This is a genomic window from Halothiobacillus diazotrophicus (genome assembly GCF_001663815.1).
GTDB lineage: Bacteria > Pseudomonadota > Gammaproteobacteria > Halothiobacillales > Halothiobacillaceae > Halothiobacillus > Halothiobacillus diazotrophicus.
The window spans coordinates 2867448-2890518 of sequence record NZ_CP016027.1; the positions used below are offsets into that span (position 1 = coordinate 2867448).

Genomic DNA, 23071 nt, shown 5'->3' on the forward strand with positions numbered 1-23071 from the left:
GGTCGCTACCCATTTCCCATAGGGGCGAGGGGATCGATGCCGGCTTCCCGCAGCATCCGGGTCGTGGCGATCATGGGCAGTCCCAGAATGGCCGACGGGTCGGTGGAGGTCATGGATTCGACCAGTGCTGCGCCCAGTCCCTCGGATTTCATGCTGCCGGCGGAGCCGAAAGGCTGCTCGATATCGATATATCGCGCAATTTCGGCGTCGGTGAGGTGTCGCATCTGTACTTCGACCGTTTCATGCCAGGTCAGCGGGCGCCGATCCGGGGTCAGAACGACCACGGCGACGTGAAAATCGATACGCTGCCCGGAAAGGGCGCGCAGTTGCGCCTGGGCCCCAGCCGCATCTCCGGGCTTGCCGAGGATACGGCCGTCGGATGCGACGACCTGATCCGAGCCGATGATTACTGCTTCGGGATGCCGCTCGGCGACCCGCAACGCCTTTTCCAGGGCCAGCCTCAGACAGGCTTCAAGTGCGGATTCGCCCGGCCGCAGGCTTTCGTCGATCTCCGGCTTGTCGATTTCATAGGGAATCTGCAGGCGATCCAGCAGATTGCGTCGGGTAGGGGAGGAGGAAGCGAGGACCAGATTCGGGGTTTTCGACATATTCACTTTGCGCATCGGCTAATAAATCGCTAATATTATACGATTCTGGCAAGGCATTTCGTCGAGCGTTCCTGGCGTTGAGTAAGCAGGCATGAATTCCAAAACCGTCCCAGGCGGCATCGACGCGAGCGTTCGCGTGCAACCTGTGTCCAGTCTGCCCGAAATCGGTGTGCGGGCGGCGTGTGATGGCGAGCGTGTCTTCGACGGTGCGGTGCTGGCCCGGGATCTGCCGCGGCTGGCATCGATGGTGCCGCAGGCCGCACCGGAGACGCCCTTGCGGTTCTCGGTGCGGTTCCATCGAGATGTCGTTCGGAACCTGCTGGCGGACATCACGGTGCGCACCGAGGTGGAACAGGCCTGTGCACGTTGCTTGCAGCCGATGACGATCCCGGTGACGGGGCAGTCCCTGCTGCAGTTCGTGTACAGCGACGAACAGGCCCAGCACGTGATGGATGAATGCGAGCCGGTGCTGATGGACGACGAGGGTGCCGTTTCCCTCGTCGATCTGCTGGAAGACGAGGCGCTGATGGCGGTGCCGTCCGTCGTCATGCACGAGCATCGGTGCCAGCCAGCTTGGCGGGAAGCGGATGATCTGCCGGGAGAACCGGCGGAAGCCTCGGATGAGCCGACCGAGCCCGAGCGCCCCAATCCCTTCGCGGAGCTTGCGAAGGCGTGGCGACGTTCGGACAAATCGTGACGATACATCTTGTTGTGCCTGTGCCACTGATGAAGTGGGGCGCGCGCAAGTTTTTGGTTTAAACCCACTCCAACCGAGTGTGTGATTTTTGTTAGGAGTTAGAAAATGGCTGTTCAGCAAAACAAAATGAGTCGTGCTAAGCGTGATTCTCGCCGTACCCACGATGCCCTGGTCAAGCCGACGCTGTCGGTCGATGCGACCAGCGGCGAAACCCATCGTCGTCACCACGTGACCCCCGATGGTTTTTACCGTGGTCGGCGCGTGATTGCCGAGAAGAACACCTCAGAAGCCTGATCCTCGATCTCGGCGATGATGCGGAAATAAAGTAACCTTGCGTGCCCGCGCGCGCAGGGTTTTTGTTTTGTCCGGCTTTTTTCGGTATTTGTCGCCCGGTGTTCCCCCGGCGAATTTTCTCCGGCGGATCGTGTCGGAAGTCTGTGTTGCGTGGCCCCTCGCCACGCGACGTAAGGATCGGCGGAGTAGGTGGCTGCCGATGACATGATCATTTTCAGCTGGATGCGGTATTGAGGTATGGCATTGTCCATGAGTGTACGAATTGCGATTGATGTGATGGGTGGCGACCATGGTCTGGTCGTTACCCTGGCGGCTGCGGCCCGTTTTCAGGAGGCGCATCCCGGCGTCACATTGCTTCTGGTTGGCGACGAGTCCCAGATTCGCCAGGAGTTGCCCCAGCATGGCCTTCGGGAAGGGGATCTCCTGCATGTCGTTCATGCGCCCGAAGTCGTTTTGATGGACGAATCCCCGGCGGTTGCGCTGCGCAGCAAGAAGAAATCGTCGATGCGGGTGGCCATCGACCTGGTGAAGGACGGCGCCGCCCAGGCGGCCGTCAGCGCCGGCAACACGGGCGCCCTGATGGCGACCGCAAAATTCGTACTGAAAACGCTGCCGGGGATCGACCGGCCCGCGATCTGCACGGCGTTGCCCAGCATGACGGGGCATACCCATGTGCTGGATCTCGGGGCCAACGTGGAATGCAATGCCGAGCATTTGTTCCAGTTTGCCGTGATGGGCTCCGTGCTCGTCGAGGCCTACGACGACAACCCCGAACCGAAGGTCGGTCTGTTGAATGTCGGCGCCGAGGCGATCAAGGGCAACGATACGGTCAAGGCGGCTGCCGCTCTGCTGGAAGAGGGGCCCATCAATTACATCGGCTTCGTCGAGGGGGATGATATCTACCGGGGCGTGGCGGACGTGGTCGTCTGTGATGGTTTCGTCGGTAACGTGGCCCTGAAGACCAGCGAGGGGTTGGCCAAGATGATCGCGCAATTCCTGCGTGAGGAATTCAACCGTACCTGGCTGTCGAAAGCGGCTGCGGTATGTGCATTGCCGGTTCTGAAACGGCTCAAGAACCGCCTGGATCCCGGGCGCTACAATGGTGCCAGCCTGCTGGGGCTGCAAGGGATCGTGATCAAGAGTCACGGCGGGGCGGATGTACAGGCCTTCATCAGTGCCTTGGGCGTCGCCCTGCGGGAAATCGAGAAAGATGTACCTCGTCGGATTGATCAACGACTGGGGCAACTGCTGAACGAAAAGGAAATGGCATGAATCACGCGCGCATCACGGGAACGGGCAGTTACCTCCCCGAACGGATCCTGACCAATCAGGATTTGGAACGGATGGTCGAAACCTCGGATACCTGGATTCGCGAACGGACCGGCATCGAGCAGCGGCACATTGCCGAAAAGGATCAGTTGACGTCGGATCTCGCCGAGCCCGCGGCGCGTCGTGCGCTGGAAGCCGCGGGTAAAACCCCGGCCGATGTCGATCTCCTGATCGTCGCGACGACCACGCCCGACCGCGTGTTCCCCTCCACGGCGTGTCTGCTGCAGCAGAAGCTGGGCATCCACGGCTCGCCCGCGTTCGATATCCAGGCCGTGTGCACCGGGTTCGTCTATGCCCTGAGTGTCGCGGAAAAATTCATCAAGACCGGCTCGGCGCGCTGCGCCCTGGTCATCGGGGCGGAAACGCTGTCCCGCATCGTGAACTGGCAGGATCGCAGCACCTGTGTGCTGTTCGCCGACGGTGCCGGTGCGGTGGTGCTGGAAGCCAGCGAGGAACCCGGCATCATCAGTACGCATATCCATGCGGATGGCGCCTACGAATCCCTGCTGACCACCGTGAAGCCCGGCCCGGATACCGATCCCGAGCGCCTGGCCGACGGTACGGCATTCATCGAGATGCGCGGCAACGAAGTCTTCAAGATGGCCGTGAATACGCTCGGCCGGATCGTGGACGAAACGCTGGCGGCGGCCGGCATGGGCTATCAGGATATCGATTGGCTGGTGCCCCACCAGGCGAATATCCGCATCATCCAGGCCACCGCCCGCAAACTGGATCTACCCATGGATCGCGTGGTGGTCACCGTGAATCGGCATGGCAACACTTCGGCCGCCTCGGTGCCTCTGGCTCTGGATACGGCCGTGCGGGACGGGCGGATCAAACGGGGCGACAAGATTCTTCTCGAGGCTTTCGGCGGCGGTTTCACCTGGGGTTCCGCGCTAATCCGGTTCTGAGGCCGGCGACATCGGCGCGACGAGGCGGATATGGCACAGGAAATCGAGCGAAAATATCTTCTTAAGGATGGCTCCTGGCGCGATGCGGTGACCGAATCCCGTCGCATGACCCAGGGCTACCTGACGACGCTGTCGGGTGGTGCGCGTGCTTCGGTCCGCGTCCGTGTATCTGGCGATGCCGCCTTTCTGAACATCAAGAGCATGACGCTCGGCGTCTCCCGCGATGAATTCGAATACCCCATTCCCGTCGCGGATGCGCAGCATATGCTCGACCATCTCTGCTCCGGCGCTGTGATCGACAAATGGCGTCACTACGTGCGTTTCGGCGGTCTGCTCTGGGAAATCGACGAGTTTCTGGGGGCGAACGCGGGGCTCGTCGTCGCGGAAGTCGAGCTGTCCTCGGAGGATCAGGCCATCACGCTGCCGGACTGGGCGGGCGCCGAAGTGTCCGACGATCCGCGGTACTATAATGTGTCTTTGGTTGAACATCCGTATGCCCAGTGGAAGGACGTTTGATGACCGAGGGTCGGTGCCGATGGGATGCGTTGTTCAGTGGCTCGGCGTTGCGGGGGTGTAGATACAGATGATTCGCGTCATGATCGTGGATGACCATACGATGGTCCGCAAGGCCCTTGCGCATTTGATCGGCAGTGAACAGGATATCCAGGTCGCCGCGGAGGCCGACAGTGGCGAATCGGCACTCACGCAGCTCAAGTCGGAGCATGTGGACGTGGTGCTCTGCGACATCCACATGCCCGGCATGGGTGGGTTGGAAGCCATCCGGCGTATCCAGGCGCGTTATCCCGACGTGGGCCTGATCGCCGTCACCGCCGAGGCGGATGCCGCGCTGGCCCGTTCGGTTCTGGAAGCGGGCGTACATGGTTACGTCACCAAGGACGCGCCGCCCCACGAATTGATCACCGCCATCGATCATGCGTGCCACAAGACCCGCTTCATTTCCTCCCGCATCGCTCAGGAAATCGCCCTGCAGTCGATGCGCAAGACCACCGATCCCTTCGATGCCCTGTCCAGCCGGGAACAGCAGGTGCTGATGATGATCCTGGAGGGGAAATCCAACCAGTTCATCTCCGATGCCCTGTGCGTCAGCCCCAAGACGGTGAGTACCTACAAGGTGCGCCTCCAGGAAAAACTGGGCGTGTCGAACGATATCGAGTTGCTGCGTCTGGCCGTGAAGACCGGCCGTATCGTCTTCAGCGAGTGACCGATGCCCCCCGGGGATGATGCCCAGCAGGTTCCGTTCGAACCGTCGACCTTTCTCAAATCCGTCACGGAACGTCCTGGCGTCTATCGGATGTTCAATGCCGACGGCACCGTGATCTACGTCGGCAAGGCGCGCAATCTCAAGGCCCGCCTCTCCAGTTATTTCCGCGGGCGTCAATCCATCAAGACCGAAGCGCTGGTCCGGCAGATCGCGCATATCGAGACGACGGCGACCCAGTCGGAGTCCGAGGCGCTCCTGCTGGAAAGCAATCTCATCAAGGCACATCGCCCTCGGTACAACATTCTCCTGCGCGACGACAAGAGCTTTCCCTGGATCTATGTGTCGACGAACGATACCTATCCGCGGCTGGCCTATCACCGGGGGGCGCGCAAGCGCGCAGGCCGCTATTTCGGACCCTATACCGCGCCCAGCGCCGTGCGCGAAACGCTGGTGCTGCTCGAAAAGGTGTTCAAGGTCCGCCAGTGCGAGGACAGCGTGTTCCGTAACCGCAGCCGACCCTGTCTTCAGTATCAGATCGGGCGCTGCAAGGCGCCGTGCGTCGGCTATGTCTCGCCGACGGAGTACCGTCAGGACGTCGACGACACCATGGCCTTCCTCAGCGGACGCAGTCAATCCTTGGTAGCCTCTCTCGTGACTCGGATGGAGCAGGCGGCCGAGGCGCTGGACTTCGAACGAGCCGCCCAGTGGCGCGATCAGATTGCCCAGCTTCGAGCGGTCAGCCAGCAGCAGACCGTGACCGGGGTGAGCGGCGATGCGGACGTCATCGCCCTGGAATGCGTCTCGAATCTCACCGTGGTGGCCGTTTCCACGATTCGGGATGGTCGACATCTCGGCACCCGGTCCTTCTTCCCCGCCGTGCCGGCCGATACCGAACCGGCCGAGATTCTGGCCGGGTTTCTCAGTCAGTACTACACCGAACGGGAGGCGCCCGCGCGGTTGCTGCTGGGCGTCCTGCCGCAGGAACCGGAGTTCATCACCGAAGTGCTGTCGGCGGCGGCCGGGCACCGGGTCGAACTGATTCTTCCCCAACGGGGCAAGGCCCGGGAATGGCTGGCGCAGACGGCGGAGAATGCCCGGTTGGCTGCGAACGAGCGACTCGCCAGTCGGCTTGGGCTCGATGCGCGCTTCGCCGCCCTGCGGCAGTGGACGGGTCTCGAGCGGATCGAGCGGATCGAATGCTTCGACATCTCGCACACCCAGGGCGAGCTGACTGTCGCTTCCTGCGTGGTGTTCGGCCCGGAGGGCGCGCAGAAGGATCAGTATCGTCGTTATTCCATCGAGGGCATCACGCCGGGCGACGATTATGCGGCCATGGCGCAGGCGTTGACCCGCCGCTTTGGCCGCGCGATGCGCGAGGGTGGCATTCTGCCGGATGTGTTGCTGATCGATGGTGGACATGGCCAGGTGGCGCAGGCGCAGGCCGTGTTGACGGCGCAGGGGGTCACGAGCGTCTATATCCTGGGCGTCGCGAAAGGGGTCGAGCGCCGTGCGGGCGAGGAACGACTGATCCGCCCAAGGGACGAATCCGGCGAAGCGGGCGCCGAGGTGCGGCTCGATCCGCATGATCCCGCCCTTCATCTGATCCAGCAGGTGCGCGATGAAGCCCACCGCTTCGCCATCACCGGTCATCGGGCCCGACGGCAGAAGGCGCGGACCCAGTCGGATCTGGAAAAGATCCCGGGCGTCGGTGCCAAGCGCCGACAGGCGTTGCTCAAGCATTTCGGCGGCATCCGGGGGCTGCGTCAGGCCAGTGTGGCCGAGCTCGGCACGGTGCCGGGCATATCCGAGGGACTCGCCGAGGAGATCCATGCCTGGTTGCATGAGGGTGCGTCCGTCTCGGCGCGCTGAACGCCCGAATCGACCCGATGTGCTAAGGTTTTGGGGGCCGGTCGGCCGGTTCGTGATCGAGTCCGCCTTTGTCGGCTCGGAGCGTCGGGCATCGTATGGCGTGTTGAAGTTGAGTCTGGATGGGAGGTTGAATGAAGTTTCTGGGTCGGGTTGCCGCGTTGGTATTCATGGTCGGTTTGAGCTGTGGCATGGTGCCGACTGTTCAGGCGGGTGTTCTGCCCCTGCCGACCTCGGAATCGGCCGCCCCTTCCGATGGCAAAGCGGACCATCCCGTGGATTACAGGGCACTGGCCGACATGCTCAAGGATCCCAAGGCGCGCGCTGCGTTGATCAAGACGCTGGATCACCTCGCGGCAGATGCCGGTCAGACTGCCGACGGAAAAGACCACGGAGCCCAATCCGATGCGGGCGATGCCGAAGCCAATGAGCCCGCGGATCACTCGCTTGCCAGCCGCATGGCCATGGAGACTTCCGTGTTCTTTCAGGACATCGGCCAAAGTGTCGAAGGCACCTATCAGCGTATCCGGCGCCTGATGAACGGCGAGCACGGCGTCTTCGAACTCGATCGATTCCTGGCGGGACTCTGGCCGATGATGGCGCTGATCCTGCTGAGTTATGGCTTGTGGCTGCTGGCTGAGCGGCTGTTCCGCCCGTTGCTGATCCGGCTGAATCAGTGGGCAGGGCGCGGATCGACACGTCAGCATCTGTTGCGGGCATCCCTATCCCTGCTCTTTGCCGGTGGGGTCGGTCTTGGCGTACTTGCTTTGATCTATGTTGTGGGTAATGCCGTGTCGGTATGGCTGGCCGGCGACGTGGCGGTATTTGCCCGTCAGCAGGCATTGTATCTGAACGCCTTTGTGGTTCTGGAACTCGCGCGAATGATGCTTCGTCTCGTGCTGGTGCCCACCTATCCGGGATTGCGACTTTTTCCGATCAGTGCGGAAACGGCGCGGTTCTGGACGGCGCGCGTCAGTTGGCTGCTTCTGGGTGCCGGCTACGGCATGATGGTGGTGGTACCCGTGCTCCGTCGTGTTTATGGGCAGGATGCGGCGCAGATCACTGCCAGTGTGATTGCGCTGGTGGGGTTCCTCTGGACCGTGACGACCCTGCTGAAGCAGCGTGGCACGATTCGTGATGCATTGATGCAGGCCGCTACGCATCGCAAGGGCCCGGTGGCCGGCTGGTTCCTTTCCGTGCTGGCTCAGATCTGGCACGTGCTGGCTGTCGGCTATGTGGCTATGGTATTTCTTGTTGCGATCACCCGGCCCAGTGACGCATTGCCCTTTATTGGCTCGGCCACGGGGTACAGTGCGCTGATCCTGGCCGGTGGGTTTCTGGTTTCGGGACTGCTTTCGCAGATTCTGGGGGGCGAGGTCCGGCTCAAGGATCATCACCGCCAGCGACTGCCCCGACTTGAGCAGCGACTCAACACCTATCTCCCCTGGTTGCTGCGCATGCTGCGTGCATTGATCGTTCTGGCAGTTGTTGCCGGCATCCTGGCGGTGTGGCGGGTCACCAACCTGTTCGAGTGGCTGACGACCCCGGTGGGCCAACGTTTCCTGAGCAGCGTATTCGATATTTTCTTCGTAATCGGTCTGGCGTTGTTCGCCTGGCTGGTCATCGCGAGCCTCATCGAGGTCAAGTTGATCGCAGAGCGGGATCATATGCCCTCGGCTCGGATCAAGACGCTGCTTGCCCTGTTCCGCAACGTGGTGGCTATCGCGCTGGTGACCATGACCCTGATGATGGTTCTGTCGGAACTGGGCGTGAATATCGGTCCCTTGCTGGCCGGTGCCGGCGTACTGGGGCTCGCCATCGGCTTCGGGGCGCAGAAATTGGTTCAGGATGTTATTACCGGCATCTTCATACAGCTGGAAAACGCGATCAACACGGGGGATACGGTGACGGCCGGCGGCGTGACCGGAACCGTCGAGAACCTGACGATCCGCTCCGTGGGCATGCGCGATCTGTCCGGGACCTACCACATCGTGCCGTTTTCTTCGGTCGGCGTCGTGTCGAACTTCATGCGGGGCTTTGCCTACCACAAGGCGGAGTACGGTATTGCCTATCGAGAAAGCATCGACGATGCGATCGCACATCTGCGCGCGGCATTCGACGACCTCATGGCCGACCCGTTGATGAAGCACAAGATTCTCGAGCCGATCCAGATCCCCGGCGTCACTGAACTTGCCGCCAGTTCGGTCAACATTCGCGTCATGATCAAGACGACCCCGGGTGATCAGTGGGCGGTCGGCCGTGCCTACAATCGTCTGGTCAAGTTGCATTTCGACGCGGCCGGCATCGAGATTCCGTTTCCCCATACCACGCTCTATTTCGGGGAGGATAAATCCGGTACGCCAACGGCGGCTCAGCTGCAACTCACCCGACGCCCCGCGCGGTCGGATACCGAGGATGGCGAAAAAAAGGGAACGGATGCAGCCACTCGGCCGAGCCAGGACGAGGCGACCCGCTGGATGCCCGACAAATCGGATGTCGACGGTGATTCAGGGCATTGAGTCCGGCGAATAGGGGTTTGCGATCGCGCATCGCGGTGCCCGGCTCAGTCAGGTCTGAAACGGCGTGCTCGGACACGAATGCGCGTCCGGGCGTGCATGCCGATCACGAGCGGGAGCGCAATGCCCAGTAACGTGTGCACGATCGCCGCCTGATGGGCGACTGCTTCCAATGGGCTATACAGCAGCAGAATGGCCGTGACCGCCAGCAGGGCGATGAGGCTGGTCGCGAACGCGCCTGAAACGCGTTTTTCCCCGCGAAGCCAGCCGGCTCGTATATGGACGATGGTCACTGCGCCAAGCAGGAACACCAGCACAAATCCGCTCAGTACATGGATGCCCGTGACGAGATTGCGGAGCAAGCCCGAGGGATACCAGGGCAAGTCCAGTTCCATTTGCATTGTCAGCAGGAGCGGAATCAGCAGGATACCGGTGGCGAGGAGTGCCAGGCCCACGAAGCCAAGCACCGGTATGAAACTGGCGGGGTACCCCTGCCTGCGGAACTTCTCGACAAGCATCATGCGCCCCGGGCTGCGTTTGGCTCGCTGATCAAGTGCCCGCCCAGCACCCGTACGCTATGAGCCGCCTCCTGCGGAGGGGTATTGGCAGCCACCTTGGTCAATGCGTCAGCCAGCCATGCCTGAGGTGCAATCACGGTCCAGGTGCCTTTCTGTCGGTCGGGGACGTCGATGACCAGTTCCGCCGGGAAGCAGTCGGGATCGAGGCCCGCGCTTGACGTGGCGCAGGCGCCGCGTTCGAGCAGACCGAGATGTACCCTGCCAGAGGGCGTATCGCGCAGAATCGGACGGGGGGGGCCGAAGCATCGCCAATCGCCACCGGCATTGACCAGCGCGGCGGTCAAGCCCGAGGACCTAAGGCGGGCGAGGGCACGGTCGACGGCCCATCCTTTCGCGATGCCGTCGAGGGTCAGTAGTACGGGCCGCCTGCGTTCGATATGACAACCGGATAGCAGGATGTCGTCGGCCGTGCCGCGGCGAACATAGGGAGTCTCCGGTGCGGGGTAGCGACCGGAATCGACCAGCAGACCACCGACCGTCGGATTGAATCGGTGCGCACTGCGTACCGCCAAGTTTAGGGCGAGCCGAATGACCCGTGCGGTCCAGGGGTGAATGCTGATTGCCGCACGGCTCCGATTCAATCTCCCGAGGTCACTGGTGGAGGACTGTACGCTCATCAGCCTACCGACTCGTTCGATTTCTGAAAAGGCGGCATCTAACGCCTGATGGATGCGCTCGATCGACTGGGAGCCGGTTGCCTGGATTTCCACGAAGGTACCCAGTAACGGCCGCATCCGCTGTACGCAATGGTTCATGGCTGGATTCGCCCGTCGAGCACCACCTTTTGCAGCGCAAGCAGGCGTTTGACGCCGTTGGTGATGTTGCGGCAGGAAAGTGTCGCGCCGCTGATGTTGCGGATGTCCGACCCCAGCGAGAGGGTGCTCGCTCGCGTTTTTCCGAGAAACTGTCCGCGCCATTCGGCCTGACGGACTTCGCCCCCGTAGGTTTCGCGGTAGTCCATGATTTCAATGCCTAGCACCTGTCCTTGAGGCGAAAGCGCCAGGGCATACCGAATGAATTCATGTTTGCCGATGACGCGATCTTCAATGTACCAGCCGGTTGGTTGACCATCAGTCTCTACGCGCCAGACCGGCTGGTCCTGCCAGCGTTGGGTCACCCCGCTGAGTTCGGCAATGCGCCCCTTTTGCTGATCGTTCAGCTTGACCGTTTCGACAACGAAGCGGCTGGCGGATGGAAAAAGGATCCGTTGGGCCGCGGCCGTGTCCAGGTATTCGGTGGCCTGGGCCGCTGGCATCAGGATCGGGGCGACGACCAGTAATGGCGTGAACTTCATGACAGATCCTCCTAGAAGTTGTAGCCGATCTTCAGGCGTAGCTCGTTCTTGGTCTTTTCGATGAGATGCAGGTTGCGGTCATTCTGTTCCGGAAAACGTTCTCCGCCGCCAACGAGTTGCGGCAACCAGGTCAGGGTCGCCCACCAGCGGCGGTCCGCATAGTGGAGGGAGGGGCCGCCCTGAACCGACCAGCGCTCGGTGCCGACTTCCGTTTCGAACTCGGTCTGATAAAAGACTTCATAGCCGACGGACCAATTGGGCGCGAATCGATAGGACACACCGAAGCCGGACATGAATTCGATCTCCATCTCCGGTTCCGTGGGCCATTCGTAATTCTCCGGCAACGGGGAAACGGCCTTGCGATGGGCGTAGGTGGTCTCCACGCCGAGATTGCCTGCGAGCACGAGTTGACCGTCCATCAGATATTTTTGGGCGAGTAGCTTGTAGTCGAGCGAATAGGTGTTCTTTCTCTGGCCGGAATGCGGATCGAGCCAGTTGTAATCAAGGCTCATATAGCTCGCCAGACCGATATCGTCGAGCGCAGGCGTCAGAAACGCGTACTTTGCAGACGCTTCGATACCGGAGGGTTTGAAGGCATAGCGTTCGTTCTTGGGAATGTATGCATCGATCAGTAGATCGTTGATTCGTATCCCTTGTGCCTTGAATGCAAAACCGGCGCTGAATCGATGGGTGACGCCGCGCTCGTACTCGATCTGGTAGTCCGTTGCACGATAGGTGCCGGCACCCTTGTCCCAGCGATGGGTCGCATAACCATAGAGTTCGTTGGCGTTCTGAGGCAGGGGTTCCGCCCCCTTGATATAGCCAAAGAGGTTTTCGTCCGCCTGGGCCTGCATGACAGTGACGGTGGTGCACAGACCAATGAAGCCAGCGAGGAAATTTGAGTAGTTCCTGGATAGAGAAAGAAGACGCATGAATAAAACCAACCTATAGACGAATGAGAACGATTCGCACTATCTATAAGTGTTGAGCGGTTGTCAAGAGGCGCGTGACCGCACGGGTCGCAAAAGAGAATGGTGATACTATATCTTTGTTTTCAGTAGTATAATGGCGCGATACTCATATCCGCTGCATGCAAGGCGCAACCGCGACTGTCATAAAAACTTCATCGTTTTGTCATGAACTGTCATTTTTCCATTGCGATACTGATCAGGAACCGTGCCTTTGCATGGTTGTTGCTATCCAAACACACCTTATCGGGGGATTAACTGATGATGTTTAACAAGAAGCTGATCGCTAGCGCGGTTCTGGCTGCTGCTACGGCGTTTTCTTTGTCTGCGCATGCTGACGAAGTCAACAAAATCACTGGTGCGGGCTCATCCTTCGCCTACCCGATCATCTCCAAGTGGGCAGCTGCCTACAAGAAGGCCACCGGCGTAGAAGTGAACTATCAGTCTGTTGGTTCAGGTGCCGGTATCAAGCAGATCATCGCCAAGACTGTCGACTTCGGCGCATCCGATGATCCGATGACTGTCGAAGACCTCGAAAAGAATGGTCTGACCCAGTGGCCCCTGATCATGGGTGGCGAAGTCATCGTTGCCAACATCCCCGGCAACAAGCAGGGCGAGCTGGCCATCAGCGGTCCGGTCCTGGCCGACATCATGATGGGCAAGATCACCAAGTGGAACGATCCTGCCCTCCAGAAGCTGAACCCGGGCAAGAAGCTGCCGGATCTGGCCATCACCGTTGTTCACCGTTCTGACGCTTCCGGCACCACTGCGATTTTCACCAACTACCTGTCCAAGGTTAGCCCGGAGTGGAAAGAGAAAGTCGGCGAAGGCAAGACCGTTACCTGGCTGTCCAAGGGCAACCTGGGTGGTAAGGGCAACGAAGGTGTTGCTTCCTACACCGGCCGCATCAAGGGCGCCATCGGTTACGTTGAATACGCCTATGCACTGCAGAACAAGCTGCCCTACATGGATATGATCAACAGCGCCGGCAAGCGCGTTGCGCCGACCATGGCCAACTTCGCTGCTGCTGCTTCCCACGCTGACTGGGAACACACCCCGGCCTTCCGCGTTGTTCTGACCGACCAGCCTGGCGATGACAGCTGGCCGATTACCGGTTCTACGTTCGCCATCGTGCACAAGGACCCGGAAAACCCGGCTCAGGTCAAGGCTGTTCTCGACTTCTTCAAGTGGTCCATGGATCATGGTCAGTCCGAAGCCAAGGAACTGCACTACATTCCGATTCCGGAAAGCGTCGAGAAGCTGATCGAGGCTTCTTGGGCCAAGAACATCAAGCTGAAGTAATAAAAGTTTGATTCGATGGGCAGGGGCTAGTATTTTACTGGCCCCTGTTTTCACTCAAAGAGTCACTGCTTAGTTTTGCCGCAAACCATTTCTTGATGGGCTGGCAAACCTAAGCAACCCTCCATGAATTAAGGCGATTTAATGGCGACACCCGAAGAACAGTTGATACTGCATCGACAACTCCAGGCAAAGAGTTCCGGAGTTCTGCTCGACAGAATATTCAAGGGTTCGGCATTCTCGTTTGCGGCACTTGTTCTGATCGTACTGTTCGGGATCATGCTGATGCTTTTCAAGGAAGCATGGCCGACATTTGCGCATTTCGGTTTCGGTTTTTTCGCAAGCGCGGAATGGGATGCCGTCAATAACAAGTATGGCGCGATCATCCCGATCATTGGCACGCTAGTGACTTCATTGATTGCTGTCGTCATCGGCGTTCCGGTGAGTTTTGGGATTGCAATCTTCATTACCCTGATGGCGCCGAATTGGATGAAACGTCCTGTTGGTATCGCCATCGAATTGCTGGCGGCCGTTCCCTCCATCATCTATGGCATGTGGGGCCTGTTCTATTTCGCGCCCTGGTTCGCCAATTCCGTGCAACCGATCATGACCGATACCTTGGGTGAATTGCCTGTTCTGGGTCAGTTCTTTCAGGGGCCGCCGATTGGTGTGAGTATCTTCACGGCCGGTGTGGTGCTCGCAATCATGATCATTCCGTTCATTGCTTCGGTCATGCGCGACATGTTCGAGATCGTGCCCACCACACTGAAGGAATCGGCCTATGCCATGGGCTCGACGACCTGGGAGGTCGTTTGGAAGGTCATTCTGCCCTATACCAAGGCCGGTGTGGTTGGCGGGATCATTCTTGGCCTGGGACGTGCCATGGGTGAAACGATGGCGGTTGCGTTCGTGGTCGGTAACTCTCTGGAACTCAATACCGGACTTTTCTATCCTGGCGCAACCATCGCCTCGACCATGGCCAACGAATTCAACGAGGCAAGTGGCCTGCATATGTCGTCGCTGATCGCTCTGGGGCTCATCCTTTTCATAATCACCTTTCTGGTCCTATCCATTGCCAAGTGGTTCCTGATGATTCTCGAGCGCGCCCACCAAGGCACCAGTACTTAATTTTCGTTGGGCCTGAGACATGACCAAGTATCAAGTTCGTAAGATTGTCAATTTCATCAACCTTTCTGCCTCGATTCTCGTGACCCTGTTCGGACTGGTCATGCTGGCCTGGATCCTGTCCGTTCTGTTCGGCAAGGGCTTTCAGTACATCAACTGGGCCGTGTTTACACAGATGACCCCGCCGCCCGGTGCAAATGGTGGTCTGCTTAATGCCATCGTCGGTACCTTAGGTTTGACCGTGCTTGCCGTATTGATCGGTACGCCAATCGGTGTGATGGCCGGTACCTATCTGGCCGAATTCGGTATGAAGGGCACCTTCTCCAATGTCGTCCGATTTATCAACGATGTCCTCCTTTCTGCGCCATCGATTGTCGTTGGTGTATTCGTGTATACCCTGGTCGTTGAGCCGTCCGGACATTTCTCCGGATGGGCTGGCGCAATCGCCCTATCGATATTGGTGATACCCGTTGTCGTTCGGACGACGGAAGATATGCTCAAACTGGTGCCCACGCCGATGCGTGAGGCCGCTGCAGCATTGGGGGCTCCGAGGTACAAGGTGACGATTTCAATCGTCTACAAAGCTGCGCTGAGCGGTATGATCACGGGCGTATTGTTGGCCACGGCCCGAATCATGGGCGAGACGGCGCCGCTGCTCTTTACGGCGCTGAACAACCAGTTCTGGTCGGTTGACATGAATCAACCGATGGCGAACATGCCCGTCGTCATCTATCAATACGCCCTCAGCCCTTACGAAGACTGGCAGAATCTGGCTTGGGCCGCTGCGCTCCTGATCACCATCAGTGTCCTGCTGATGAATATTCTCGCGCGGTACACCCTGAAATCGCCCACGTCACGGTAGTCCCGTTGGCTAGTTATTTTGAAGTAGAGATCAATTTATGACAGCAACCACGATGTCCGATGCGCAGCCGAATAATTCCAACATGGGATTGAACATGGCTACCGCCCTGAAGGAATCAGAGGAACGAGCGGGATTAATGGACAAGATGGAGTCGGTTCGACAGATCGACGGTGCCAAGATCGATATTCGGGACTTGTCGTTCTTTTACGGCAAATTCAAGGCACTGCATAACATTTCGATGCAGATTCCCGATAAGCAGGTTACGGCGTTCATTGGACCTTCCGGTTGCGGTAAATCCACACTGCTGCGGATCTTCAATCGTATTTACGACCTCTATCCGGGACAGTCCGCCACCGGTGAGGTGACCCTGGATGGTTTATCGATCCTGAGTCCGAAGGTCGATGTGAACATGCTGCGCGCCAAGATCGGCATGGTGTTCCAGAAACCCACGCCTTTCCCGATGTCGATTTACGACAACGTGGCGTTTGGGGTTCGGCTGTACGAGAAACTGTCCAAATCAGAGCTGGACGATCGTGTGGAATGGGCGCTCCAGCGTGCGGCCATCTGGGACGAGGTCAAGGACAAGCTCAAGCAGTCTGGTGCCGCGCTTTCCGGTGGTCAGCAGCAGCGTCTGTGCATCGCCCGGACGATTGCCGTGAAACCTGAGGTGTTGCTGCTGGATGAACCGACTTCAGCGCTCGACCCCATTTCCACGACCAAGATCGAGGAACTGGTTCACGAGCTGAAGAACGATTTCACCATCGCGATCGTGACCCACAACATGCAGCAGGCGGCGCGGGTTTCCGACTATACCGCCTTCATGTATCTCGGCAAGCTGGTCGAGTTCGATCACACGGATATCATCTTCACGAACCCGGGCAGAAAGGAAACCGAGGATTACATTACCGGTCGCTTTGGTTGAGCCGCTAATCGGTCCGGCCTGAGCAACGAAAAGCCCCGTCTTGATGACGGGGCTTTTTTGATTTCGGATCATTGGCGCTGATGGCCATTCCGGGGGCTGTACCCGGAATGGCCGTTTGGCGTTTAATGATTTGCCGCAGTGATGTGGGTCATGAACCGAGCAGGCGGCTCATAACCGACGACTTGCTCCGCCTTCAATTCTTGTCCCTGACTGTTGAAGAAGACGATCGTGGGCGGACCCAATACACCGAACCGCTTGAACAGGGCCTTGTCATCCGCATTGTTCGCCGTGACATCGGCCTGGAGGAGAACGAAGGGTGCCAAGGCCTGCACGACTTCAGGATTGCTGAAGGTGTTGTGTTCCATCTCCTTGCACGAGACGCACCAGTCTGCATAGAAGTCGAACATGACCGGCTTGCCGGCCGCCTTCGCCTTCGCCAAAGCTGCATTGAGCTCGTCCAGGTTCTTGACCTTGGTGAACGTCAGTTTCGCCGGTGCTTGGCTGCTGCCGTCGCCGAGGCTCAGCCCCGTGAGCGGCGCAAATACGCTGCCCTTGCCGCCAGCGGCTACGCCGACGAGAATCAGGCTGCCCCAGATGAGCAGGACGACACCCAGGACCTTCCAGAGCCTAGACCAGCCACTGGCACCTTCTTTCAGTTGTTCTGTCGCACCGAGATAGACGGCCGAGCCGATGATCAGCAGCCCCCAGAGCACCTGAGCGACGATATCCGGGATGATGCGTTCCAGCATCCAGATGGCGACCCCGAGCATCAGAACGCCGAACACGTACTTGACCGCATCCATCCAGGCGCCGGCACGTGGCAGGAACTTGCCGCCCAGCGTGCCGACGATGATCAGCGGGAGTCCCATGCCGATGCTCATGGCGAACAGGGCGATGCCGCCCAGGGCTGCATCGCCGGTCTGACCGATGTAGATCAGCGCACCGGCCAGAGGGGGTGCCATGCAGGGCCCGACGATCAGTGCCGACAGCAGGCCCATGATGGCCACACCGACGAGCGTGCCGCCTTGCTGTTCGTTCTGCACCTGCATGATCTTCGACTGGAGGGCAGAGGGCAGTTGAAGTTCGAAGAAGCCGAACATGGAAAAGGCGAGGGCGACAAAAATCGCTGCAAAGGCACTCAGGATCCAGGGATTCTGGAACGCCGCCTGCAGGTTGGAACCGAACAGCCCGGCCAGGATTCCGGCGACCGTATACGTGACGGCCATGGCGAGTACGTAGACCAGTGAAAGGGTAAAGGCCTTGCGTGTCGTGATTTTTTCACCCTGGCCCGCAATGATGCCGGCAAGAATCGGAATCATCGGGAAGACGCACGGGGTGAAGGCGAGCAACAGGCCGATGACCAGAAAACCGAAGACAATGGTCCAGATGCTGCCGGTCTTAAGTTCGTGCGTGATGGCATCGGTTTGACTCTGGGGCGCCTGAGCTGGGGCGGGCGTGCCAGCCGATGCCGGGGCAGTGTCTTGCTTGGCGCTCAACGACGGATAGTCGGCGATCGGTTTGAGCTTGACCTTCGGTGCGGAATCGAGCGCCGTTACGGTATCTGAGGCAAGATCGATCTTCCATGCCTTTTCCATAGGCGGGTAGCACAATCCAAGTTCGGCGCAGCCCTGGTAGCCGGCAACCAGCACGGCAGTCTTGTCCTTGCCGGCCTTGATGGCCACCTGTGTGGTCAGATCATGATGGAAGACGAAGGTCTTGCCGAAGGTGGGGTCATCCTTGAGGTCACCGGCGCCGATATCAGTACCGCTGATGCGTGCGTCCGTTGCATCGAGCGCAACCTTGATGCGGTCGCGGTACAGATAGTAGCCCTTGGCGATCGTCCAGCTGAGTGAGACGGTGCCGTTCTTCATCGTGATGCTCGGCTTGAAGGCCTGCTCGGGCTCAAGAGGCGTCTGGTCGGCTTCTCCGCCCATGTTTCCAGCCAGGGCTTCCAGGCTGTTTGCCGAGGATGCGGTCGGTTCTGTCGGTGCGCTGGACGAGGATTGGGCCGGCAGGGTCATCTGAATCAGTTGCGTCTGTGGAGGGTAACAGACGCCCTGGGTATCCGAGCACCCTTGGTATTTCAGGTTCAGCGTGACGGGGCCGGGTGCGCGTTTCGTGACCGGTACGTCAACGACGAAATCCTTCTTGTAGACGATGAGCTTGCCAAGATAGGGATCGTTGTCGACGACGCCCTCGGGCAGGATGGGTTTGCCCAGTTCGAGGCTTGGGGTATCCGACTTGATCTCGATCTTGTTCTGGTAGAGGTGGTAACCGTTGGCGACGTGGTAGGTGATTTCCAGCGTATTGTTATGGATTTCTGCCGTGGCATGAAATGCTTGTTCGGGTGGGAGCAGATCATCGGCCAGAGCCCGTTGCGGCGTCGTGAACGACAGGCCGACAAGTAGCCCAATTAGACTGTGCTGAACCAATTTGAGAAACGACATGAAGAAAATCACCTTGCTGTGACGGGATGAATGGTTGGTGTGCATGATCAAGGTCAGACCGAGAAAAGGGACAAAGATTCAGAAAATACACCGAGCAGATGGGCAGTCACGGTTTTTCCATGAGCCGGCGGCATCGCCGTATGGATGGTTGTGCCATTGGCCGAGGCGTGTACATGGAATCTTTTGGGCAAGAACATCGGTCTCATTGTGCGTAAAGATATCTTTATAGTCGAAACGGGCACCGATTTCTTACGGACTCCGGAACCATGAATTTTTTCGATCCGGATATTGTTTTCTCGGGTTGCGTCGCCAGAATGTAACTGTGCCCGTGCGGCATCGTATTTTACGTCCTATTCCTGAACCCTCGATGAAGGTTGTTTATGCCCAGACCCCTCTCGCTTATTGCATTTCTCCCCATCGTGGAAATTGTTCTGCTCATCGCCATGGGCGCGGCGCTGGGCTTTTGGTTCACGCTCGCCTGGGTCGTGGGTACGGCATTTGTCGGTGTCTGGCTGCTTCGTACGGCAGGGCCTCGAGCGATGCAGCGCATGCAGGCATCCGGAGCGGGTAGGGAGTCGGCGCAGCTGAACGACGCCATGGGCGTATTCGTTCATTGGATCGCAGGTGTCCTGCTCATCCTGCCGGGGCCGCTGACGGATATGATGGGTATCATCCTGGCAGTGCCGCTTTTCAGGCGGCTTACGCTCGGTCTGTGGTTGGCCAAGAACCTTCATGCCGTGGTGACACGTCGCCAGGGTGGCGGCAGGGTCTACGAAGGCGAGACGGTCCGCCGCGAATCCGAGGGGCAGGTGATGGAAAAAATCACCTATATCAAACGGGACGAATGGCGCGACTAGCGAATGCCGCTCGTGGTGTCGGTCTTATGCGCTATGGGTGTCGCTGTCGGGATTCGGTGGGGCTTTTAACCCCTGATTTGGATGGCGTGCTATGGGGGCCGCAGAGGTCGTACCAGGAAATTCGAAAGTAATAAAAAACCCCGGCATCTGCCGGGGTTTTGCTTCGGTTTGAAGTCAGGGCGACTTAGTGGGAGTCGCGCTTCTCAACCTTGCCGACGCTCACGTCACCAATGGAAGCTGCTTTTTCGACAACGGCTGGAGTGCCCTTGTAGCAGTCCTTCATGCAACGGATGTTGTGCGTGTCGGAGCCCAGGTTGGTGGTGTAGAGCTTGGCGCCTGGCATGACGATCTTCGGCAGGGACTCTTTGTCGCAGACGAAGTTTTCATCAACGATGTTGGCCAGGTTCAGCACGTAGCAGGTGGCTGAATAGGATTCGTCGACGGTCAGGGTGCCCGGAGCATAGAACGGCATGTGACGGTGGATCATGTCCATCAGGGTCGGTGCGTTGCCCCAGGTGTTGTTGATGCCGCGGTTGCCCACGGCGTCGACACCAGCCTTGGCTGAGGCTTCGAACTGATCAACGGGGTCGCCAACCATCTTCGGGTAGCCGTGCGCGCCTTCACCGAAGTCACCGTGACACATGGCGCAATCCTTGTTGTAGATTTTTTCGCCAGCGCTGACGGTGCCTTTACCGTCCGGCAGGTTGGTGCCATCGTAGAAGTAGCTGATGTTCCACGGCTTGATGGCCGCATCAGTGATCTTCATACCTACGCCGCCCACTTTCGGGGCGTCCTTCAGGGCTGCGGCATCAAAAGCGAAGGCGTTGCTGCTCAGAGACAGTGCGATGGCTGCGGCCGCCAGACCGAGGTTCAACTTAGACATTTTCGATTTGGACATTCTTCACCTCGCCGGTCTTTTCGATCTTCCAGACCTGAATTGAATTCTTGTGATAGATGCTGTTGTAGCCGCGAACTTCACGCAGTTGCTTCAGCGTCGGCTGAACGAAACCGGTTTCGTCGGTCGCGCGGCTCATGATCAGGCGTTCTTCACCATCCCACTCGAAGGGCAGGGTGAACTTGGTCAGGCACTTGTTGAGCACCGGCTCGACCAGGTTGGCCTGGGTCCAGTTCTTGCCGCCGTCGATGGAAACGTCGACATGCTTGATCTTGCCGTAGCCGGACCAGGCGATGCCGCGGATCTCGTAGGTGCCCTTGCCCTTGAGCTTGTAGTCCGGGCAGGGGTAGTTGATCACGGAGTTCGCTTCGTTCACCAGGTTGTACTGACGGATTTCGCCGTTCGGCAGTACTTCGATGTAGTGACGGGTTTCCTGATAAGTGACCAGCGGCTTGTCGACGAACATCAGGCGACGCAGGTACTTCGTGGACATATTGGCTTCGAAGCCGGGGATGAACAGGCGGATCGGGTAGCCGTTCTCGGGACGCAGTGCTTCGCCGTTCATGGCGTAACAGACCATCGCATCGCGGTAGTGGCTGGTGTAAGCCTCCGGAATCGGGTTGCCGTGCTGGTCCTTGGCGCCTTCCATCGGAACGGAGCGCTGCAGCGCGGAACCGTCGGTGCCTTCGCCGTAGAACCAGGTGGCCTTCGGATCGACACCGACCATTTCCATCAGGGTGGTCAGTTTGACGCCGGTCCATTCGGAGCAGCTCATCATGCCGTGGGTGAACTGCATGGAGTCCATCTGGACGCCGCGCCATTCCATCGCACCGTTGGCCGGGCATTCCAGGAAGTGGATCGCGGTGTGCGAGGGCAGGCGCTTCAGGTCTTCGACCGTGAAGATCATCGGCTGCTTGACCATGCCATGGATGACCAGGTGGTGCTTTGACGGATCAACGTCAACGGCACCGGCGTGATAGCGTTCGAAGTGCAGGCCGTTCGGGGTGATGATGCCGTGCAGATCCTGCCATGGGGTGAAGCTGATTGACGCGATGGTATCGGCGGTCAGCCAGCCAACGTTACGACGAACCACACCACTTTCGTATTTGGAGGGCAGGCCGTACGGAACCGCGACGACACCGCGACCCAGCATGTGGCGGGTCGGTTCGTCCTTCAGCGGCTCGGTCCATGTTTTCAGGTCTTCGGCATTGGCTGCATTGGTAGCAGCGATAGCGGCGCCACCAGCAGCCAAAGCAACACTCTTTCGCAGGAACTTGCGACGATCACTCGACGCGACACCTGCTTTGTTCGCACCCTCGGGTACGGGGTTAATCATATTTTCTGACATTGCTCACTCCTGCACTGTAGGCAATTGCAAGGATCTAGACGATCCGCCCGGCAACAACACAGTTCTCCGACAACTGTGCTTTGCACGCTGTTTTCTAACGTTAAAGTAACTCACGTTTTCAACGAGACTCGGCATTCTTCATGTTTCTGCAAAGTTGGTCAATCAATCTGTATTGATTTACGATCACAAAATTCGATCAACGAAGTTTCGAGCCCGGAAAATCTACATCAGGGCTGGCTAATATACAATGCTTCTCTGTTTCGGTGTTTCTATGTGGGTATTAAATTCCTCGGCAATCGATTTGTTGATCCTCGGGAACCTTGATCGATTCGGGACGTCATTTCGTACGCGATGACTGCTCACGAAATGGGCTCTCTGGGCCATTTCCCAGCGTTTCCTCCGAGCTAATTCACTGAAAATAAATAGATACTGGTGCATTGGCTTGGTTTCTCGTTGGTGGGCTATCAAGCTTGTCCGTATGCAAATCGTGTCCTACTTTGTACGCGATCGATGCCGCAGCATAAAGCCGGGAAAAATAAAGGGTAATTGGTTTGATGAAAATTTCGGTACAAGAGTCCGATTTTGATGTGAACGCTGCACTGGCCGAACTGCGCGCGCGCTGCGCCCACGTCGGTGCCGTGGCCTGTTTTCTCGGTACGGTGCGCGACATGAATGACGATCGGGATGTGGCGACCCTGACGCTGGAGCATTATCCGGGAATGACGGAGCGTGCGCTGGAACGCGTGGCCCAGGAAGCAAAGATTCGCTGGCCGATAGCTGGTGTGACGATCATCCACCGTGTCGGGTCCCTGCGGCCCACGGATCAGATCGTGCTTGTTGCCGTCGCCAGCGCGCACCGCCATGACGCCCTCCAAGCCTGTTCCTTCATGATGGATTATCTCAAGACCCATGCGCCGTTTTGGAAGAAGGAGATCGATCCCTCCGGGGCGGCGTGCTGGGTGGATGCCCGCGAGAGCGATGCCGCCGCCCGCGCGCGCTGGTTTGCGGATTTCGATCCGCCCAAGGCCTGAGA

At 58.9% G+C, this 23071-nt stretch carries 22 protein-coding genes; 14 read left to right on the plus strand and 8 right to left on the minus strand.

Annotated features, from left to right (window positions below; genetic code table 11):
• Nucleotides 1–5: 5 nt before the first annotated feature.
• On the minus strand, nt 6–608 hold the full coding sequence (locus tag A9404_RS12810; RefSeq protein ID WP_066103432.1) for a Maf family protein: 603 nt from the start codon (nt 606–608) through the stop codon (nt 6–8).
• A 91-nt stretch (nt 609–699) separates the two neighbouring features.
• On the opposite strand from A9404_RS12810, the gene A9404_RS12815 reads away from it, so the two are divergent.
• The 8 genes from A9404_RS12815 to A9404_RS12850 all read left to right on the plus strand — a co-directional run bounded on the left by A9404_RS12815 (nt 700) and on the right by A9404_RS12850 (nt 9446).
• Nucleotides 700–1305 carry a YceD family protein gene (locus tag A9404_RS12815; RefSeq protein WP_066102371.1) on the plus strand — a complete coding sequence of 202 codons (606 nt, stop codon included), beginning with the start codon at nt 700–702 and terminating at the stop codon, nt 1303–1305.
• A 105-nt stretch (nt 1306–1410) separates the two neighbouring features.
• Nucleotides 1411–1599: a 50S ribosomal protein L32 gene (gene rpmF, locus A9404_RS12820; protein ID WP_066102376.1), complete on the plus strand. Its 189-nt coding sequence runs from the start codon at nt 1411–1413 to the stop codon at nt 1597–1599.
• 243 nt (nt 1600–1842) lie between these two features.
• Complete coding sequence (plsX, locus tag A9404_RS12825; RefSeq protein ID WP_407645340.1) at nt 1843–2871, plus strand: phosphate acyltransferase PlsX; 1029 nt, start codon at nt 1843–1845, stop codon at nt 2869–2871.
• Nucleotides 2868–3839 (plus strand): beta-ketoacyl-ACP synthase III, encoded by a 972-nt coding sequence (locus A9404_RS12830; RefSeq protein ID WP_066102379.1) that lies wholly within the window; start codon nt 2868–2870, stop codon nt 3837–3839. The genes plsX and A9404_RS12830 overlap by 4 nt, the downstream gene beginning before the upstream one ends.
• 30 nt (nt 3840–3869) lie before the next feature.
• Nucleotides 3870–4355: a CYTH domain-containing protein gene (locus A9404_RS12835; protein WP_066102383.1), complete on the plus strand. Its 486-nt coding sequence runs from the start codon at nt 3870–3872 to the stop codon at nt 4353–4355.
• A 67-nt stretch (nt 4356–4422) separates the two neighbouring features.
• Nucleotides 4423–5061: a response regulator gene (locus A9404_RS12840; protein ID WP_066102386.1), complete on the plus strand. Its 639-nt coding sequence runs from the start codon at nt 4423–4425 to the stop codon at nt 5059–5061.
• 3 nt (nt 5062–5064) lie between these two features.
• A complete protein-coding gene (uvrC, locus tag A9404_RS12845) occupies nt 5065–6930 on the plus strand; it encodes an excinuclease ABC subunit UvrC (RefSeq protein ID WP_066102389.1) in 1866 nt (621 codons plus the stop codon).
• A gap of 131 nt (nt 6931–7061) precedes the next feature.
• Entirely contained in the window at nt 7062–9446 is a 2385-nt protein-coding gene (locus A9404_RS12850; RefSeq protein WP_066102392.1) for a mechanosensitive ion channel domain-containing protein, read from the plus strand.
• A gap of 44 nt (nt 9447–9490) precedes the next feature.
• Here A9404_RS12850 and A9404_RS12855 read toward each other — a convergent pair whose 3' ends face one another.
• Genes A9404_RS12855 through A9404_RS12870 form a run of 4 tightly spaced genes read right to left on the minus strand, consistent with a single transcriptional unit; the run spans nt 9491 to nt 12247 of the window.
• Nucleotides 9491–9964, minus strand: coding sequence for a hypothetical protein (locus tag A9404_RS12855; RefSeq protein WP_066102394.1), 474 nt, complete (start codon nt 9962–9964; stop codon nt 9491–9493).
• Nucleotides 9961–10776, minus strand: a complete 816-nt coding sequence (locus A9404_RS12860) for an FAD:protein FMN transferase (protein ID WP_082922980.1) — start codon at nt 10774–10776, stop codon at nt 9961–9963. The genes A9404_RS12855 and A9404_RS12860 overlap by 4 nt, the downstream gene beginning before the upstream one ends.
• Complete coding sequence (locus tag A9404_RS12865; protein WP_066102401.1) at nt 10773–11315, minus strand: FMN-binding protein; 543 nt, start codon at nt 11313–11315, stop codon at nt 10773–10775. Before A9404_RS12865 ends, A9404_RS12860 begins: the two co-directional genes overlap by 4 nt.
• 11 nt (nt 11316–11326) lie before the next feature.
• A complete protein-coding gene (locus A9404_RS12870) occupies nt 11327–12247 on the minus strand; it encodes a DUF6662 family protein (RefSeq protein ID WP_066102403.1) in 921 nt (306 codons plus the stop codon).
• A 297-nt stretch (nt 12248–12544) separates the two neighbouring features.
• Between A9404_RS12870 and pstS the strand changes: the two genes are divergently transcribed.
• From pstS to pstB, 4 genes are all read left to right on the plus strand, one after another.
• Entirely contained in the window at nt 12545–13585 is a 1041-nt protein-coding gene (gene pstS, locus A9404_RS12875) for a phosphate ABC transporter substrate-binding protein PstS (RefSeq protein ID WP_066102406.1), read from the plus strand.
• A 141-nt stretch (nt 13586–13726) separates the two neighbouring features.
• Nucleotides 13727–14710, plus strand: coding sequence for a phosphate ABC transporter permease subunit PstC (pstC, locus tag A9404_RS12880; RefSeq protein WP_066102408.1), 984 nt, complete (start codon nt 13727–13729; stop codon nt 14708–14710).
• Between the two features lie 19 nt (nt 14711–14729).
• Nucleotides 14730–15569: a phosphate ABC transporter permease PstA gene (gene pstA, locus A9404_RS12885; protein WP_066102411.1), complete on the plus strand. Its 840-nt coding sequence runs from the start codon at nt 14730–14732 to the stop codon at nt 15567–15569.
• 136 nt (nt 15570–15705) lie between these two features.
• Nucleotides 15706–16491 carry a phosphate ABC transporter ATP-binding protein PstB gene (gene pstB, locus A9404_RS12890; protein ID WP_066103438.1) on the plus strand — a complete coding sequence of 262 codons (786 nt, stop codon included), beginning with the start codon at nt 15706–15708 and terminating at the stop codon, nt 16489–16491.
• A gap of 122 nt (nt 16492–16613) precedes the next feature.
• On the opposite strand, the gene dsbD is transcribed toward pstB, so the two are convergent.
• A complete protein-coding gene (gene dsbD / locus A9404_RS12895; protein WP_066103441.1) occupies nt 16614–18938 on the minus strand; it encodes a protein-disulfide reductase DsbD in 2325 nt (774 codons plus the stop codon).
• A 380-nt stretch (nt 18939–19318) separates the two neighbouring features.
• On the opposite strand from dsbD, the gene A9404_RS12900 reads away from it, so the two are divergent.
• A complete protein-coding gene (locus tag A9404_RS12900; protein ID WP_066102414.1) occupies nt 19319–19795 on the plus strand; it encodes an FxsA family protein in 477 nt (158 codons plus the stop codon).
• A 184-nt stretch (nt 19796–19979) separates the two neighbouring features.
• On the opposite strand, the gene A9404_RS12905 is transcribed toward A9404_RS12900, so the two are convergent.
• Complete coding sequence (locus tag A9404_RS12905) at nt 19980–20693, minus strand: c-type cytochrome (protein WP_156521338.1); 714 nt, start codon at nt 20691–20693, stop codon at nt 19980–19982.
• Nucleotides 20671–21942 carry a sulfite dehydrogenase gene (gene soxC / locus A9404_RS12910; protein WP_231880921.1) on the minus strand — a complete coding sequence of 424 codons (1272 nt, stop codon included), beginning with the start codon at nt 21940–21942 and terminating at the stop codon, nt 20671–20673. The genes A9404_RS12905 and soxC overlap by 23 nt, the downstream gene beginning before the upstream one ends.
• A gap of 650 nt (nt 21943–22592) precedes the next feature.
• On the opposite strand from soxC, the gene A9404_RS12915 reads away from it, so the two are divergent.
• Nucleotides 22593–23069 carry a molybdenum cofactor biosynthesis protein MoaE gene (locus A9404_RS12915; RefSeq protein WP_197490363.1) on the plus strand — a complete coding sequence of 159 codons (477 nt, stop codon included), beginning with the start codon at nt 22593–22595 and terminating at the stop codon, nt 23067–23069.
• Nucleotides 23070–23071 lie beyond the last annotated feature (2 nt).